Consider the following 17,250-nt stretch of genomic DNA (forward strand, 5'->3'; position numbering starts at 1 on the left):
ATCACCCCATCGGGCGTGGTGAAACCCGCGTAATGATCCGGGCCCGGCCTCCTCTCTCCGCGTGACAGCACGACAGCGCACACACGGAACGGAGGAACCGGCATGGTGGGCACAGACGCGCGGGGCGCGGTCGAATGGCTGGTTTCCGTGGCACCCGATCCCGACGCCACCCGGTGGGAATGGGAGCGGCACCCCCTCGGGGTGACGCTCCTGCCCGCCGGGCGGCTGTGGGACGTCCTCATCCTCACCGGCGAACTGGGCTACCCGACGCTCGACGTCCTCACCCGTCTCGTCGACCGCCCGGGCCCGGTCCTGGCCGACTTCGGCGACTCCCGCATGGGCTACTTCGTGCCCCCGGGCACCGCCGCCCGCTGGATTGGCACCGGGGTCCGCACCGCGGGCCCCGGCACCTGGATCGTGGTCCCCTACCCCGGCCGCGCCACGGGCGGAGTCCGCTGGCTCGTGCCGCCGGACGGCACCGGCAACCTCACGGACCCCGGCGTCCTGGAGCTGGCCATGCACGAGGCGGCGGCCCACCTGGCGGGACGGCGCGGCCGTGATCCGGGCGAGTGATCGCGCGCCCGGGGGCCCGCCACCCGTACGCCCCCGTGCGCGACACTGGTGCCATGATCCGCACGGAACGCGGCCGGCCCCGGAGCGGCCCCGGATACCCGGGTGCGCCACGGCGCGCGCCCGCTCCCGCGCCTGCCGCCGCGGCAGGCTGACATGGACCTCACGCCCGGCCTCGCGCACCTCGTCGAGACCGCGCTGCCCGTCTGCGGGCGCCACGGCCTCGCCGTGGCGGGCGGTCTCGCGCTGATCGCGCACGGCTTCGACCGCCGCCCGTCCCGCCACCTCGACCTGGTGACCTTCAGCTCCACACCGGCCGGCGACATCGCTGCCGCGCTCGCGGCCGCGTACGCCGGGGCCGGTTACGAGGTGGTCGCGCTGCCCGGCACACCGCTGGCCGCCCACCTCGGGGTCACCTCGCCGGGCGACGCCGGCCACACGGTCCACGTCGCCAAGCAGCCGCTCTCCCGTCCCCCGGTCCGTGTCGGCCTCGGCCTGTCCGGGCCCGTGCCGGTGGTGGCGCTGGAGGACTGCGCCGCCCTGAAGGTGGCCGCCGTCGCCGACCGCGCCACCGTGCGCGACCTGGTCGACGTCCACGCCCTGACCGCCTGGTTCACGCCGGGGGAGTTGCTGACGATGGCCGTCCACCTCGACGAGGACCTCCAGCCGCGCCTCCTCGCCGACCGCCTCGACAAGCTCGTCGAGGCCGACGACGCGGCGTACGCGGCGCAGGGACTGGACGGCGCGGCCGTCGCCGCCGTCAAGCGCTGGGCCTTCGACTGGGCGCAGGACATCCGGCTGGACCTCATGGAGGGCATGGAGCACCCCGACGAGCTGTACGACCTGTAAAGCTCCCGGCTCCGACGCCGACACCTTGGTGCTTGAGGGGGCCCTGCCCGCTGGCGAGACTGGCAGGAGACGAGGAGAGGAAGGTCCGCCGTGACCGACAAGCACATCACGCACTGGATCGCCGGACAGACGTGGACCGGCACCGCGGAGCGGCACGGGGACGTGTACGACCCCGCCACCGGGGCCGTGACCGGTCGGGTGGACTTCGCGTCGATCTCTGAGGTCGACCAGGCCGTCGGTGCGGCCGCCGCCGCGTTCAAGGAGTGGCGGAACGCCTCGGTGGCCAAGCGCACCTCGGTGCTCTTCGCCTTCCGCGAGCTCCTCAACGCCCAGCGCGACGAGCTGGCGGCGATCATCGTCTCCGAGCACGGCAAGGTGCACTCCGACGCGCTCGGCGAGATCGCCCGCGGCCTGGAGGTCGTCGAGTACGCCTGCGGCATCCCGCAGCTCATCAAGGGCGGCTTCACCGAGCAGGCCTCGACCGGCATCGACGTCTACTCGATCCGCCAGCCGCTCGGGCCGGTCGCGATCATCTCGCCCTTCAACTTCCCGGCCATGGTGCCGATGTGGTTCTTCCCCATCGCCATCGCCGCGGGCAACACCGTCGTCGTCAAGCCCTCCGAGAAGGACCCGTCCGCCGCGAACTTCCTGGCCGGGCTGTGGAAGCAGGCCGGGTTGCCGGACGGCGTCTTCAACGTCGTGCACGGCGACAAGGTCGCCGTCGACCGCCTCCTGGAGCACCCGGACGTCAAGTCCGTGTCCTTCGTCGGCTCCACCCCGATCGCCCGGTACGTCTACGAGACCGGCACCCGCTACGGCAAGCGCGTCCAGGCCCTGGGCGGCGCCAAGAACCACATGCTGGTGCTGCCGGACGCGGACCTGGACCTCGCGGCCGACGCCGCCGTCAACGCCGGGTTCGGCGCGGCCGGCGAGCGCTGCATGGCCGTGTCCGTCCTGGTCGCGGTCGACCCGATCGGCGACACGCTGGTCGAGAAGATCAAGGAGCGGATGGCCGGGCTCACGGTCGGCCCCGGCTGCAACGCCGCCTCCGAGATGGGCCCGCTGGTCACCGGCGCCCACCGCGACAAGGTGACGTCCTACCTCGACGCGGGCCTCGCCGACGGCGCGACCCTTGCCGTGGACGGCCGTAAGCACGCCGTCACCGGCGAGGACACCGCGGACGGTTTCTGGCTCGGCCCGACCCTCTTCGACGACGTCAAGCCCGGCATGTCCGTCTACAACGACGAGATCTTCGGCCCGGTCCTGTCCGTGGTCCGCGTGGGCTCGTACGACGAGGGCCTGGAGCTGATCAACACCAACCCGTACGGCAACGGCACGGCCATCTTCACCAACGACGGCGGCGCCGCCCGGCGCTTCCAGCACGACGTCGAGGTCGGCATGGTCGGCATCAACGTGCCGATCCCGGTGCCGGTGGCGTACTACTCCTTCGGCGGCTGGAAGGCCTCGCTGTTCGGCGACACGCACGCGTACGGCCCGGACGGCGTCCACTTCTTCACCCGCGGCAAGGCCGTCACCCAGCGGTGGCTCGACCCGAGCCACGGCGGCATCAACCTCGGTTTCCCGACCAACAACTGACCGCCAGGGCGGCGCCCGCGAGCAGGGCGCCGCACAGCAGCCAGCTCCCCACCACGTCGAGCGGCCAGTGGTAGCCGCAGCGGACCAGGGCGACGCCCACCGCACCGTTGAGCAGCACGGCGGCCGCGACCAGCAGCCGCCGTGCCGCTGTGCGTACCAGCCACGGCAGCAGCAGGAGCACGGCGCCGCCGTACGCGGCGGCCGCCGTGGCCGTGTGGCCGGAGGGGTAGAACCCGGGATAGCCCGGGGAGAGGGCCGGCGAACCGGGGTCGGCGCGGCCGACCAGCGGCTTCACCAGGGCGACCAGCAGCGGCGCCACGACCATCACCAGCGCGTACGCCAGCGGCGGCAGCCAGGGGCGGGGCCGTCGGTACCGGTGGGCGCACCAGGTGGTGCAGACCATCGCAAGCAGCAGTACGGGCACGGCGACCTGCCAGTTGCCCAGGTCGGCCAGGAACCGTGCCACGGCCGAGCGGTCCGCGGGGTGGGGGGAGGAACCCGCAAGGGTGGCACGCACCGGCCCGTCCACGGCCACCAGGCGCCCTCGTAGTGCTTCCTGCCAGGTCAGCAGTCCGAAGAGCGCCGTGCACACCACGGCCACCAGAGAAGTTGGCCGCCCCGGAACAGGGGGGAGAGTTCCGGGGCGGCCAGAACGATCGCCGTACCGCCCGCCCCGGGGGGTTTGGGGCAAGCGGCCGACCGATCGGCGAGGATTGCCGGAGCCTTCGGCTTCGGCGCTGTGCGCGAGGGCACTGCTGTGCCGATGATGGGGGGTCACCGGCAAAGTGTCGCCCGCGGACTTCCGCAGACGGGGTGTTGCATCCATCTGCGGAAACCGTACGTCACCGGGGGGGTCGACCGGCAGGGGTTGCACCCTCCCGCCATCAGGCCCGCACACCTTCTTCACGCTGTGTGTCGTACACGCTCGGTCGCAGGCGAAGCACCTGGTCACAGCCGGGCGAGAGCGCCCTCGATGATGTCCAGGCCCTCGTTCAGCAGGTCCTCCCCGATGACCAGCGGCGGCAGGAAGCGCAGCACATTCCCGTAGGTGCCACAGGTCAGGACCACCAGGCCCTCGGCGTGGCAGGCCTTGGCCACGGCGGCGGTCGCCGCGGCGTTGGGGTTCTTGCCGCCCGGCTCCACCAGCTCGATCGCGATCATGGCGCCTCGGCCGCGGACCTCACCGATGACCTCGAACTTCTCCTGCATGCCGCGCAGCCGGCCGAGCATGATCTCGCCGATGCGGCGGGCCTTGGCGTTGAGGTCCTGCTCCTTCATCGTCTCGATGGCGCCGAGCGCACCGGCGCACGCCACCGGGTTGCCGCCGTAGGTGCCGCCCAGACCGCCGGAGTGCGCGGCGTCCATGATCTCGGCGCGGCCGGTCACCGCGGCCAGCGGCAGACCGCCGGCGATGCCCTTGGCGGTGGTGATCAGGTCCGGGACGATGCCCTCGTCCTCGCAGGCGAACCACTGGCCGGTGCGGCAGAAGCCGGTCTGGATCTCGTCCGCGACGAAGACGATGCCGTTCGCCCGGGCGAACTCCACCAGCTTCGGCAGGAAGCCCTTGGCCGGCTCGATGAAGCCGCCCTCGCCCTGGATCGGCTCGATCACGATCGCGGCCACGTTCTCGGCCCCGACCTGCTTGGTGATCATGTCGATCGCCTGGGCCGCGGCCTCCTCCGCGCAGTTCTCCGCGCCGGTCAGCCAGCGGTAGGGGTAGGCCAGCGGCATGCGGTAGACCTCGGGCGCGAACGGGCCGAACGAGTGCTTGTACGGCATGTTCTTCGCCGTCAGCGCCATCGTCAGGTTGGTGCGGCCGTGGTAGCCGTGGTCGAAGACGACGACGGCCTGGCGCTTGGTGTACGCGCGGGCGATCTTCACCGCGTTCTCGACGGCCTCGGCACCGGAGTTGAACAGCGCGGTGCGCTTCTCGTGGTCGCCCGGGGTCAGCTCGTTGAGTGCCTCGGCGACCTCCACGTAGCCCTCGTACGGCGTCACCATGAAACAGGTGTGGGTGAAGTCGGCCAGCTGCGCCGACGCGCGGCGCACGACCGCCTCGGCGCTGTTGCCGACCGAGGTCACCGCGATGCCGGAGCCGAAGTCGATCAGGGAGTTGCCGTCCACGTCCTCCAGGACGCCGCCGCCGGCGCGGGTGACGAAGACGGGCAAGGTCACGCCGACACCGCTCGCGACCGCCGCCGTCTTGCGCGCCAGCAGCTCCTGCGACTTGGGGCCGGGGATCGGGGTGACGAGTCGACGCTCCTGGGCCAGATCGGTCATGGCGGACGTACTCCTTCGAACCGTGGTCTTTCCTCGCAGGCTAAGCCCGTACGGCGGAGCCCCGCACACTCCGATAGGGCGCACTGCGGAACGCCTCTTCGACGTGACGGACATGAGCGTGCCAAGATCCTTCAGACTGCGGTGGCCGCTCGACTACATTGAGTGCGGACCTGCGAGGGGTGGCACACGCGATGGAACGCGACGGTACGCACGAGAAGCCCGCGGCGTCTCCGCCCGGAGGCCCCGGCCCGCAACCGGGCACGCCGCCGGTACCCGGTGCCCGGCCGATGCCGGGCGCCCCGCCCGCGCACGCCGGACCGCCGCCCGTCCCCGGTGCCCGGCCGGGTCCTGCCGACCCTTCACGCGGCGAGCGGGACACCCGCACCTGGCGCGACGCCGGCCAGGACGCGGCCCCGGCCACGCCCCCGTTGCCACCCGGACCGCCCCCGCTGCCGGGGGTCCGCCCCGGCGGCGCCCCGTGGCACGCCCCGGCGGAGTCCGCACCGGCCGCCACGCCGGACGGGTCGGGCCTCCTCTCCTGGCTGCGGGCCCCGCGCCCGGCCGCCGCCCCCGGTGTGTGGCGCCTCGGGCACCGCCCCCGCCCCGCCGCCGACCCGGACGCCGTGCCGGGCCGCCAGCTCGTCGCTGGCGCCCTGATCTCCTTCCTCGGCGGCTGGCTGCTGTGGTCCCTGCTGTGGAACGGCTACCTCGGCAGCTACTGGCTGTGGCCGCTGCTCGCCCTGACCCCCGACTCCTGGCGCCGGGCGGGCGGCAACCAGACCGCCTACCTGTGGGCCTCGTACCTCTACTACGCGCTCATCGGCGGCGCCCTGCTGGTCTTCTTCGCCCGCATCGGCCGCTGGGCCGAACTGTGGCGCCGCTTCATCACCACCCCGCTCCGGCGGTCCCGCGAGGAGGAGGCCGCGGCCGCCGGCCGCGAACCCGCCGACCCCGCCCAGGACCCGGCCGCCTTCCCCGCCCTCCGCCAGGGCGGCGCCGCCGACGCCGCGGACCGGCTCGCCGAGGACGCGCGCTCCGGGCTGATGAACGACGTCGACTTCGCCCGCCTGTCCCGTGCCTGGCAGTCCGTGCGCTCCGAGCCCGGCCGGCTGACCGCCTTCACCGACACCGTCCTGCGGTACGGGGCCGCCGCCTGCGCCCACCCGTCCGGCGCCCGCGACCTGCCCGCCCGCGCCGCCCGGCACGACCTGCTCGCCGGCCAGGTCCGCATCGGCGCCGCCCCCGACGACGAGCGCAACCCCCGCTCCCACCGCGGCGCCGGCTACGCCCTCGACCCGTCCGTGCTCGGCACGTCCCTCCTGGCCGTCGGACCGCCCGGCTCCGGCAAGACCGTGCGCCTGGTGCGGCCCGCGCTGGAGCTGATGTGCCTGCAGGCCCTCGCCGGGCGGGCGGCCGTGGTCGTGGTCGGCACCGAGGGGGCACGGCTCGCACCGGACGAGTCCTTCGACGTCGTCGTCAAGATCGGCCATCCCGACTCCGCGTACGACCTCGACCTGTACGGCGGCACCTCCGACCCCGACGAGGCCGCGGGCTTCCTCTCCGAGGCCCTCGTCGGCGACCTCGCCGCCGCGCTGCCCGGCGGCGACAGCCGCCGCGCCGCCACCGCACTCGCCCAGCTCCTCGGGCCCTTCCACGCCGCCCACGGCCGCTTCCCCTCCGTCCCCGAGCTGCGCGAACTCCTCGACGGCACCCCCTCGGCCCTGGCCGCGCTCCGCTCCGCCCTGCAGGCCCGCGGCGGCGCCGCCCTGGGCCAGCTGCGCGAACTCGACGCACGGGAACGTCAGTCCGCCCGGCCCGGCGACGCGGGCCCCCTGCTCGCCGACCGCATCGCGCTACTCGACCGGCCCGCGTTCGCCGGGTTCTTCGACACCACCGGCGGCAGCCACCCGTTCTCGCTGCGGGGCCTGGAGCACCCGCTCCGGGTCCGCATCGACCTCCCGGAGCGGGGCCACGCCGAGGTCTCCCGGATGCTGGCGCGGCTCGTCCTCGCCCAGTTCGCCGAGTGCGCCACGGCCCGGCAGGACCGCTCCCTGTTCGCCTGCCTCGTCCTCGACGACGCCTCCCACACGGTGACCGCGGAATCCGTGCGCGGCCTGCAGCGCATGCGCTCCGCCAACGCCGGCGCGGTGCTCACGCTGCGCACGCTGGACGACGTCCCCGAAGCGCTCCGCGGTGCCCTGCTCGGCGCCGTCGGCTGCCGGGCCGCCCTGGCCGGCCTCACGGCCTGGGACGGCGCACGGTTCGCCGAGGTGTGGGGCAAGGAATGGGTGGACGTCCACGACGTCACGAACCGCCAGATCGTCGCGGACGAGCCGCTCACGCGGGTGCTGCATGCCGTGCGGCGCCTGGTGACCGGGAAGGCGGTCACGGCGGAGTCGGTGACGGTACGCCGGGTCGAGCGCGAGCGCTGGTCCGCGTCCGAGCTCGCGCACGCGGTCCCTGCGGGGCACGCGGTCGTCTCCCTCACCGCGGTCGACGGGGAGCACGCGCCTCCGGTGCTGGTCGATCTGCGCGCCTGAGCGGTTTCTGTGCGGGTGCGTTGCGCTTCGCAGACCGGGGTTCGCGGTACGGCCCGTCGTTCGTGTGCGGGTGCGTTGCGCCTGCGGCGGGCATCCCCCGCCGCCCTCCCGATTGCCCGGCGCGGTCAGTGCGGGCCTGCGCAACGTGTGCCTGGGTCGGGGCCGCGCCGGCGCACGTCCTCAGCGCTCGCGGTTTACGCCTACATCGTTGGGCACCGCGTGCTCCGCTCGTCGCTTCCGGGCGCACCCCGCCACACCCCCTCACGCCGGTTGGGGCGCATGACGGCCGGTGGGCGGTGAGTGGGGCACTTGCGGCAACCCCGGACCGCCTTCTCACCCCGTCCGGCCGTTAGTCGCCTACACGACCGAAGGGGGTGTGGCGGGGTGCCCCCACGGCCGAAGGCTGGGGGCGTACCCCGGCGCGGCACCGACCCCACACCAATGGAGCGCAGGCCCGCACTGACCGCGCCGGGCAATCGGGAGGGCGGGTGGGGGAGAAACCGCAACAGCAACAACCGCGGCGCCGCACACGAAGACGGCACCGCACCGCAGGTATACGGTGAGGCAGAATCGGATGTGAACGCACTCCGAGATGGAGAAAAAGCCCGTGCCCCCCACGCTCGCCTCGCTGCTGCGGAACCCCGCCCTGAAGCTGGCCGTCCTCGCCGGAGGCGACCGCCTGGGGGAGGCCGCCGTCCGCTGGGTGCACACCAGCGAGCTGGACGACCCGGCGCCGTACCTGGAGGGCGGCGAGCTGCTGCTCACCACGGGCCTCAAGCTGGACGTCGGCTCGCCCGAGGTGCTCGGCCAGTACGTGGCGCGCCTGGCCGGCGCCGGCGTCGTGGGCCTCGGGTTCGGCGTGGGGCTGAGCCATGACACCGTGCCGCAGGCGCTCGTGGACGCGGCGGCCGCGCACCGGCTGCCGTTGCTGGAGGTGCCGCACAAGACCCCGTTCATCGCGATCAGCAAGGCCGTCTCCGCGGAGCTCGCCGCCGACCGGTACAAGGCGGTGACCGCGGGGTTCGAGGCGCAGCGGGAGCTGACCCGGGCGGCGCTCGCTCCGGACGGGACGACGGCGCTGCTGTCGCGGCTGGCGGCGCACCTGAACGGCTGGGCGGCGCTGTACGACGCCTCGGGCGCCGTGGTGGCCGCGGCGCCGGAGTGGGCCGGGCGGCGGGCGGCGCGGCTCGCCGGGGAGGTGGAGCGGCTGCGCGGCAGGCCCGCCCCGGCCAGTGCGGCGGTCGCGGGCCCGGCCGGTACGGAGGACCGCGTGGAGCTGCAGTCGCTGGGCACCGGCCGGCGCCCCCGCGGTTTCCTCGCGGTCGGCACGGAGGAGCGGCTGGACACCTCGGACCGCTACCTCGTGCATGCCGCCGTCGCGCTGCTGACGCTGTCGCTGGAGCAGTCCCGCGCGCTGCAGGACACCGAGCAGCGCCTGGGCGCCGCGCTGCTGCGGATGCTGCTGGCCGGCGAGCCCGAGCACGCCCGCACCGTGGCCGGCCGGCCGTACGGGGGGCTCTTCGACGCCCCCGTGCGCGTGCTGGTCGCGGAGCGTGCGGAGGCCGCGGGGGACGCCGTGGGGCTGCTGGCCGAGCGGGTGGAGGCGGCCGGGATGCGGGCCGCGGAGCCCGTGCTGGCGGTGCGGGACGAGGACCGGTTGACGGTGCTCGCGGCCGCGGACGGCGCGGTGATGCCGGCCTGCGTGGCGGCGGTCGACGGGAGCGACGACCTGGTGGCCGGGCTGTCCGCCGCGGTGGGTGCCGCGGGTGTCCCGGGCGCGCACGAGCAGGCCGAGCGCGCGCTGGCGGTCGCCCGGCGGCGGGGCCGCAGTCTCGTCGAGCACGACGAGGTCGGTTCCGGCTCGGTGCTGCCGCTGCTGGGCGACGAGGCGGTCCGGGCCTTCTCCGACGGCCTGTTGCGGCCGCTGCGCGAGCACGACGCGACCGCCCGCGGTGACCTGGTCGCGTCCCTGCGGGCGTGGCTGTCCCGGCACGGGCAGTGGGACGCCGCCGCGGCTGACCTCGGGGTCCACCGGCACACGCTGCGCTACCGGATGCGGCGCGTGGAGGAGATCCTCGGGCGCTCGCTGGACGACCCGGACGTCCGCATGGAGCTGTGGCTGGCCCTCAAGTCCGGCGGCTGACACGGTCTGCCAAAACGTCGCACAGGGCGGGATCCGCAGGACGCACTGGACAAGACCGGCCGGGTGCCGCCCGCCCTACCGTGGTGCGCATGAGCACCCCCACCGCCTTCTGGCTCGCCGGCCGCTCCGCGACCGGCGAGGACACCTTCGATGTCGTGAACCCGTACGACGGCAGCGTCGTGGCCTCCGTCGGCGTGCCGACCCCCGCCCAGGTGGAGGAGGCCGTCGCCGCCGCCAAGGCGGTCGAGGCGGAGTTCGCCGCGACCCCCGCCCACGTGCGGGCCGCGGCCCTGGACCACGTGTCGAAGCGGCTGGCAGAGCGCTCCGAGGAGATCGCCCGGCTGATCACCGCGGAGAACGGCAAGCCGGTCAAGTGGGCCCGCGGCGAGGTCGGCCGTGCCGTGTCCGTCTTCCGCTGGGCGGCGGAGGAGGCGCGCCGCTTCAACAGCGGCGAGGCCCAGCGCCTGGACACCGACGCGGGCGGCGTGGGCCGCCTCGCGCTGACCCGGCGCTTCCCGCGCGGCAGCGTGCTCGGCATCGCGCCGTTCAACTTCCCGCTGAACCTGGTGGCCCACAAGGTCGCCCCGGCGATCGCGGTCGGCACGCCGATCATTCTGAAGCCGGCCCCGGCGACCCCCCTCTCCGCGCTCCTCCTGGGCGAGATCCTGGCCGAGACCGACCTGCCGGCCGGTTCGTGGAGCGTGCTCACCGTCCCGAACGACCGCATGCCCGCCCTCGTCCGGGACGAGCGGCTGCCGGTCATCTCCTTCACCGGCTCCGACCGGGTCGGCTACCAGATCATGGACTCGGTGCCGCGCAAGCACACCACCCTGGAGCTGGGCGGCAACGCCGCCGCCGTCGTCCTGGCCGACTGGTCCTCCGAGGAGGACCTGGAGTGGGCGGCGAACCGCATCGCCACCTTCTCCAACTACCAGGGCGGCCAGTCCTGCATCTCCGTCCAGCGGGTCATCGCCGACGCGTCCGTGTACGACCGGCTGGTGGAGAAGGTCGTCGCCAAGGTCCGCGCCCAGGTCACCGGCGACCCCTCGGACGACGCCACCGACGTCGGCCCGCTCGTCGACGAGAAGGCCGCCGAGCGCGTGGAGTCGTGGGTCGAGGACGCGCTGGGCAAGGGCGCCAAGCTGCTGACCGGCGGCCGGCGCGACGGCGCCGCCTACGAGCCGACCGTGCTCGCCGACCTTCCGGCGGACGCGATCATCGCCACCGAGGAGGTCTTCGGCCCCGTCCTGTCCCTGCACAAGGTGGACGGCGCCGACGAGGCCTTCGCGGCGGTCAACGACTCCAAGTTCGGTCTGCAGAGCGGGGTGTTCACCCACGACCTGCAGACCGCCTTCCGCGCCCACCGCGAGCTGGAGGTCGGCGGCGTCATCATCGGCGACGCCCCCTCCTACCGGGCCGACCAGATGCCCTACGGCGGCGTCAAGGACTCCGGCGTGGGCCGCGAGGGCGTCAGGTACGCCATGGACGACTACACCTACGAGCGGGTCCTGGTCCTGACCGGTCTCGCTCTGTAGTCCTCACGGCAGGACGAGCCACCCCTTCCAGCGGCCGGGGCGCATGTGCGGTGCGCCCCGGCCGCGCCGTACGCGCGTCGGCATGGGCACGCCATATGCGGCGCCGGCTGCCGATCGCCCCGGAGGGGGCCACCCACCCCCCAGCCCCGAGAGCCCGGCGTTCACCCGAGTGGAGTGGAGCGCCCTCGCGGATCCGGCGGTGCGTCCGGTGCCCGCCGAGAACGCCGCGCCGCTGCGGGTCGCGCGGTCGGCCGCGGACACCGAGCCGACCGTCGTGGCCCTGCCCGACGCCGCCGGCCGGGGCCGCCTCCCGGCCCTGCTCAGGGGCTGTCCGGGGGCGCGCTGCACGCGGGCGCCGCAGGCCTCGCCCTCGCTGAATCCGGCCCGGCCCACCGGGAAGTGACGTGGGGTCAGGGTCTGCGGCCGGTGCCGGCCGACGGCACCGGCGAGGCGGAGTTCGGTTCGGCCGTCCCCGACCTCACCGGCCCCGTCACCGAGGGCGGCCCCGCCCCGGACACCACGCGGCCGCGGAAGCTGCTCGCGTCGGCCTGAAACGCCGTCGAAAAGGCCGCCGGCCCGCCGCGCCCCGTGCGCGAGGGCTGGTGACCATGCCGGAACCGGGGTACTAACGAACAAGTAGCACCGGTCGGTAACCGACGCGAGGTGACGCCCCCATGTCCGCAGCATCCGCCCGCCCCACCGTTTCCGAACGCGAAGCGCGCCAGGTCGCAGAGGCCGCCCGCGAACAGGAATGGCGAAAGCCGAGCTTCGCCAAGGAACTGTTCCTGGGCCGCTTCCGGCTCGACCTGATCCATCCCCACCCCACACCGTCGACCGAGCAGGTCCAGCGCGGCGAGGAGTTCCTGGCCAAGCTGCGCGACTTCGTCGAGACGAAGGTGGACGGGGCACTGATCGAGCGTGAGGCGAGGATCCCCGACGAGGTCATCACCGGGTTGAAGGAGCTCGGTGCCCTCGGCATGAAGATCGACCCCAAGTACGGCGGCCTCGGCCTCACCCAGGTGTACTACAACAAGGCGCTGGCCCTCGTGGGCTCCGCCAGCCCCGCCATCGGCGTGCTGCTCTCCGCGCACCAGTCGATCGGGGTGCCCCAGCCGCTGAAGATGTTCGGGACCCCGGAGCAGAAGGAGCGGTTCCTGCCGCGCTGCGCCCGCACCGACATCTCGGCCTTCCTGCTCACCGAGCCCGACGTGGGGTCCGACCCCGCGCGCCTGGCGACCACGGCCGTACCCGACGGGGACTCCTACGTCCTGGACGGCGTGAAGCTGTGGACGACCAACGGCGTGGTCGCCGACCTGCTGGTCGTCATGGCGCGGGTGCCGAAGAGCGAGGGCCACAAGGGCGGCATCACCGCCTTCGTCGTCGAGGCCGGTTCCGAGGGCATCACCGTCGAGAACCGCAACTCCTTCATGGGGCTGCGCGGCATCGAGAACGGCGTCACCCGCTTCCACCGGGTACGCGTCCCCGCCGAGAACCGCATCGGTCCCGAGGGCGCCGGGCTGAAGATCGCCCTCACCACCCTCAACACCGGCCGCCTCTCGCTGCCCGCGTCCTGCGTCGCGGCCGGCAAGTGGTGCCTGAAGATCGCCCGTGAGTGGTCGGCCGCCCGCGAGCAGTGGGGCAGGCCGGTCGCCCGCCACGAGGCCGTCGGCGCGAAGATCTCCTTCATCGCGGCGACCACCTTCGCCCTCGAGGCCGTCATGGAGCTGTCCAGCCAGATGGCCGACGAGGACCGCAACGACATCCGCATCGAGGGCGCGCTGGCCAAACTCATCGCCTCCGAGATGAGCTGGACCATGGCCGACGAACTGGTCCAGATCCGCGGCGGCCGCGGCTTCGAGACCGCCGAGTCCCTCGCCGCCCGCGGCGAACGGGGCGTCCCGGCCGAGCAGTTGCTGCGCGACCTGCGGATCAACCGGATCTTCGAGGGCTCCACGGAGATCATGCACCTGCTGATCGCCCGCGAGGCCGTCGACGCCCACCTGTCGGTCGCCGGGGACCTCATCGACCCCGACAAGGCGCTCGGCGACAAGGCCAAGGCCGGCATGAAGGCCGGCGGCTTCTACGCCCGCTGGCTGCCGAAGTTGGTGGCCGGCCCCGGCCAGATCCCCGGCGCGTACTCCGCGTTCCACCCGGCGGGCCACCCCGACCTCGCCGCCCACCTGCGCTACGTCGAACGGGGCGCCCGCAAGCTCGCCCGCTCCACCTTCTACGCCATGTCGCGCTGGCAGGGCCGGATGGAGACCAAGCAGGGCTTCCTGGGCCGCGTCGTCGACATCGGCGCCGAACTGTTCGCCATGAGCGCCGCCTGCGTCCGCGCCGAGATGCTCCGCACCCGGGGCGAGAACGGGCGCGAGGCCTACCAGCTCGCCGACGCCTTCTGCCGCCAGTCGCGGATCCGCGTCGAGGAGCTCTTCGGCCGCCTGTGGACCAACACCGACGCCATCGACCGCAAGGTCGTCGACGGGGTCCTCGGCGGCGCCTACACCTGGCTGGAGTCCGGCATCGTCGACCCCTCCAGCGACGGCCCGTGGATCGCCGACACCACCCCGGGCGCCTCGCACAAGGAGAACGTCCACCGGCCGATCCGCTGACCGGACCGGGGACGCGTCCCCCGCGCACAGGGCACCGCCTTCCCGGAGGCGGTGCCCCCGCCGTGCCGGCGACCGGACACAATGGGGGGATGACGGACTCTCTCGCCGACCCGCATCTGCGGCTGCCCGGACCGGACGCGGCCACCGCCGCCCACGACGGCCCCCGCACCATCGTGATCCTGGGTTCGACCGGATCGATCGGCACCCAGGCCATCGACGTCGTCCTGCGCAACCCCGACCGCTTCCGCGTGGTGGCCCTGTCCGCCGCCGGCGGCCGGGTCGGGCTCCTCGCCGACCAGGCGCTGCAGCTGGGCGTCTCCGCGGTCGCCGTCGCGGACGTGAACGCGGAAGGCCCGCTGCGGGAGGCGCTGGCCGAGCGCTACGGCGCCGAGCCCCTGCCGGAGGTCCTGGTCGGCCCGGAGGCCGCGACCGAGCTGGCCGGCCGGCCGTGCCACTCCGTCCTCAACGGCATCACCGGTTCGATCGGGCTGCGCCCGACGCTGGCCGCCCTGGAGGCGGGGCGGATCCTGATCCTCGCCAACAAGGAGTCGCTGATCGTCGGCGGCCCCCTGGTGAAGGCCGTGGCCAAGCCGGGCCAGATCGTGCCCGTCGACTCCGAGCACTCCGCGCTCTTCCAGGCCCTCATGGGCGGCTCGCGCACCGAGGTCCGCAAGCTCGTCGTGACCGCCTCCGGCGGCCCCTTCCGCGGCCGGGACAAGGGCGAGCTGGCCGGGGTCACCCCCGAGCAGGCGCTGGCCCACCCCACCTGGGACATGGGCCCGGTGGTGACGATCAACTCGGCGACCCTGGTGAACAAGGGCCTGGAGGTCATCGAGGCCCACCTGCTCTTCGACATTCCCTTCGACCGCATTGAGGTGGTCGTCCACCCGCAGTCGTATATCCACTCGATGGTGGAATTCACTGACGGCTCCACGCTGGCCCAGGTCAGCCCGCCCGACATGCGGATGCCGATCTCGCTGGGCCTCGGCTGGCCCGAGCGGGTGCCCGACGCCGCGCCCGGGTGCGACTGGACGAAGGCGGCCACGTGGACGTTCTTCCCGCTGGACGACGAGGCGTTCCCGGCGGTGGCGCTCGCCCGCCACGTCGGTAGCCTCGGGGGTACCGCCCCCGCGGTGTTCAACGCGGCCAACGAGGAGTGCGTGGCCGCGTTCCTCGCGGGCACGCTGCCCTTCACGGGCATCGTGGACACCGTCGCACGGGTGGTCGAGGAGCACGGCACTCCCGGCAGGGGAACCTCCCTGACCGTGGAGGACGTCCTCGAGGCGGAGAAGTGGGCGCGGGCCCGCGCCCGGGAACTGGCTGCGGAACAGGCGACGACGGAGGCGGCACACGTATGACGGGACTTATGTGGGCACTGGGGATCGCCATCTTCGCGGTCGGCCTCCTGGTCTCCATCGCCTGGCACGAGCTCGGCCACCTCTCCACGGCCAAGCTGTTCAAGATCCGCGTGCCGCAGTACATGGTCGGCTTCGGGCCGACGATCTGGTCCCGCCACAAGGGTGAGACCGAGTACGGCATCAAGGCGATCCCGCTGGGCGGCTACATCCGCATGATCGGGATGTTCCCGCCCGGCGACGACGGCCGGATCGCCGCCCGGTCCACGTCGCCCTTCCGCGGGATGATCGAGGACGCCCGCTCCGCGGCGTACGAGGAGCTGAAGCCCGGCGACGAGACGCGGATGTTCTACACGCGCAAGCCCTGGAAGCGCGTGATCGTCATGTTCGCCGGCCCGTTCATGAACCTCATCCTGGCCTTCGGGCTCTTCCTGGCGCTCTTCATGGGCTTCGGCATCCCGACCCAGACCACGACCGTCGGCTCGGTCTCGGAATGCGTCGTCCCCGCTTCCGACACCAAGGCCCTCAAGGCCAAGGACCCCTGCGTCCACGGCGACTACCCGGCCGCTCCCGCCAAGGCGGCCGGTCTGCAGCAGCGCGACCGGATCGTGGCCTTCAACGGGGTGAAGGTCGACGACAGCCAGTGGACGGTGCTGCAGAAGGAGATCCGCAAGACCATCGGTCCCGCGACGATCACCGTCGTGCGCGACGGCAAGACCATCGACCTGCAGGCGAACCTGATCGCCAACAAGGTCGTCAAGACCGACGGGCACGGCGGCATCGTCAAGGACCAGTACGTCCAGGCCGGGTTCCTCGGTTTCACACCGGCGGACGGCGTGGTGAAGCTGGACTTCGATCAGTCGCTCGACCACATGGCCACCACGGCCGAGGACGGCGTCCGGTCCCTCGCGGCGCTCCCCGGCAAGATCCCCGGACTGTGGAACGCGGTCTTCAGCGGCGCCGAGCGTCAGCCCGACTCCCCGGTCGGCATGATCGGCGCGGCGCGTCTCGGCGGCGACATCTTCTCGCTGCCGCTGCCGGCCACGCAGAAGATCGCCACGATGGTGGGCCTGCTCGCCGGGGTCAACCTGGCCCTCTTCCTGTTCAACATGCTCCCGCTGCTCCCGCTCGACGGCGGGCACATCGCGGGCGCCCTGTGGGAGTCCGTCCGCCGCAACATCGCCAAGGTCTTCCGCCGGGCCGACCCCGGACCCTTCGACGTGGCGAAGCTGATGCCCGTCGCCTACGTGGTCGCCGGCATCTTCATCTGCTTCACGGCGCTGGTCATGGCCGCGGATCTCATCAATCCGGTGCGTTTGACCTAGGCGCGATGTCGGAGGCGTGGGTGGGGTGACGTAGTCTCGTTGACCGGAGCCCGCCCACGCCGCCGGGACCTCGATCCGCGTACTTTGGGGATGCCACGCACATGACCGCGATTTCGCTCGGGATGCCGTCCGTTCCGATCAAGCTCGCCGACCGACGCAAGAGCCGCCAGATCCAGGTCGGATCGGTCGCGGTCGGCGGCGACGCCCCGGTCTCCGTCCAGTCCATGACCACGACCGTCACGGCCGACATCGGCGCCACGCTGCAGCAGATCGCCGAGCTCACCGCCTCCGGCTGCCAGATCGTCCGGGTCGCCTGCCCCTCGCAGGACGACGCCGACGCCCTCGCCACCATCGCGAGGAAGTCGCAGATCCCGGTGATCGCGGACATCCACTTCCAGCCGAAGTACGTGTTCGCGGCGATCGACGCGGGCTGTGCGGCGGTGCG

General features: G+C 73.3%; 14 protein-coding genes. 12 read left to right on the forward strand and 2 right to left on the reverse strand.

Annotated elements, in window-relative coordinates; all coding sequences use genetic code 11:
• Positions 1–102 precede the first annotated feature (102 nt).
• The 3 genes from ABZ312_RS25455 (at position 103) to ABZ312_RS25465 (ending at position 3,015) form a co-directional block, all read left to right on the forward strand.
• Positions 103–573, forward strand: a complete 471-nt coding sequence (locus ABZ312_RS25455) for a hypothetical protein (protein ID WP_499514293.1) — start codon at positions 103–105, stop codon at positions 571–573.
• A gap of 153 nt (positions 574–726) precedes the next feature.
• On the forward strand, positions 727–1,419 hold the full coding sequence (locus ABZ312_RS25460) for a nucleotidyl transferase AbiEii/AbiGii toxin family protein (protein ID WP_500438860.1): 693 nt from the start codon (positions 727–729) through the stop codon (positions 1,417–1,419).
• A 90-nt stretch (positions 1,420–1,509) separates the two neighbouring features.
• Positions 1,510–3,015, forward strand: a complete 1,506-nt coding sequence (locus ABZ312_RS25465; protein WP_500360007.1) for a CoA-acylating methylmalonate-semialdehyde dehydrogenase — start codon at positions 1,510–1,512, stop codon at positions 3,013–3,015.
• Here the strand turns inward: ABZ312_RS25465 and ABZ312_RS25470 are convergent.
• Positions 2,987–3,616: a phosphatase PAP2 family protein gene (locus tag ABZ312_RS25470; protein ID WP_500438861.1), complete on the reverse strand. Its 630-nt coding sequence runs from the start codon at positions 3,614–3,616 to the stop codon at positions 2,987–2,989. The genes ABZ312_RS25465 and ABZ312_RS25470 overlap by 29 nt on opposite strands.
• 347 nt (positions 3,617–3,963) lie before the next feature.
• Complete coding sequence (gene gabT / locus ABZ312_RS25475) at positions 3,964–5,295, reverse strand: 4-aminobutyrate--2-oxoglutarate transaminase (protein ID WP_499514297.1); 1,332 nt, start codon at positions 5,293–5,295, stop codon at positions 3,964–3,966.
• Positions 5,296–5,582: 287 nt separating this feature from the next.
• Here gabT and ABZ312_RS25480 point away from each other — a divergent pair, with 287 nt between their 5' ends.
• The 9 genes from ABZ312_RS25480 to ABZ312_RS25520 form a co-directional block, all read left to right on the forward strand.
• A complete protein-coding gene (locus tag ABZ312_RS25480) occupies positions 5,583–7,835 on the forward strand; it encodes a type IV secretory system conjugative DNA transfer family protein (RefSeq protein WP_500438862.1) in 2,253 nt (750 codons plus the stop codon).
• A gap of 607 nt (positions 7,836–8,442) precedes the next feature.
• Positions 8,443–9,978, forward strand: coding sequence for a PucR family transcriptional regulator (locus tag ABZ312_RS25485; protein ID WP_500438863.1), 1,536 nt, complete (start codon positions 8,443–8,445; stop codon positions 9,976–9,978).
• 89 nt (positions 9,979–10,067) lie between these two features.
• On the forward strand, positions 10,068–11,513 hold the full coding sequence (locus ABZ312_RS25490) for an aldehyde dehydrogenase family protein (RefSeq protein WP_500360350.1): 1,446 nt from the start codon (positions 10,068–10,070) through the stop codon (positions 11,511–11,513).
• Positions 11,514–11,721: 208 nt separating this feature from the next.
• On the forward strand, positions 11,722–11,916 hold the full coding sequence (locus tag ABZ312_RS25495; RefSeq protein WP_500325769.1) for a hypothetical protein: 195 nt from the start codon (positions 11,722–11,724) through the stop codon (positions 11,914–11,916).
• A 23-nt stretch (positions 11,917–11,939) separates the two neighbouring features.
• Entirely contained in the window at positions 11,940–12,065 is a 126-nt protein-coding gene (locus ABZ312_RS25500) for a hypothetical protein (protein ID WP_500325771.1), read from the forward strand.
• Between the two features lie 122 nt (positions 12,066–12,187).
• Complete coding sequence (locus ABZ312_RS25505; RefSeq protein WP_499514301.1) at positions 12,188–14,125, forward strand: acyl-CoA dehydrogenase family protein; 1,938 nt, start codon at positions 12,188–12,190, stop codon at positions 14,123–14,125.
• An 89-nt stretch (positions 14,126–14,214) separates the two neighbouring features.
• Positions 14,215–15,483, forward strand: a complete 1,269-nt coding sequence (gene dxr, locus ABZ312_RS25510; protein ID WP_500325773.1) for a 1-deoxy-D-xylulose-5-phosphate reductoisomerase — start codon at positions 14,215–14,217, stop codon at positions 15,481–15,483.
• Positions 15,480–16,805 (forward strand): M50 family metallopeptidase, encoded by a 1,326-nt coding sequence (locus ABZ312_RS25515; protein WP_500438864.1) that lies wholly within the window; start codon positions 15,480–15,482, stop codon positions 16,803–16,805. The genes dxr and ABZ312_RS25515 overlap by 4 nt, the downstream gene beginning before the upstream one ends.
• Positions 16,806–16,906: 101 nt before the next feature.
• On the forward strand, positions 16,907–17,250 hold a 344-nt coding region (locus tag ABZ312_RS25520), incomplete at its 3' end, for a flavodoxin-dependent (E)-4-hydroxy-3-methylbut-2-enyl-diphosphate synthase (protein WP_378357399.1).

The sequence above is a fragment of the Streptomyces sp. NPDC006207 genome, assembly GCF_040613835.1.
GTDB lineage: Bacteria > Actinomycetota > Actinomycetes > Streptomycetales > Streptomycetaceae > Actinacidiphila.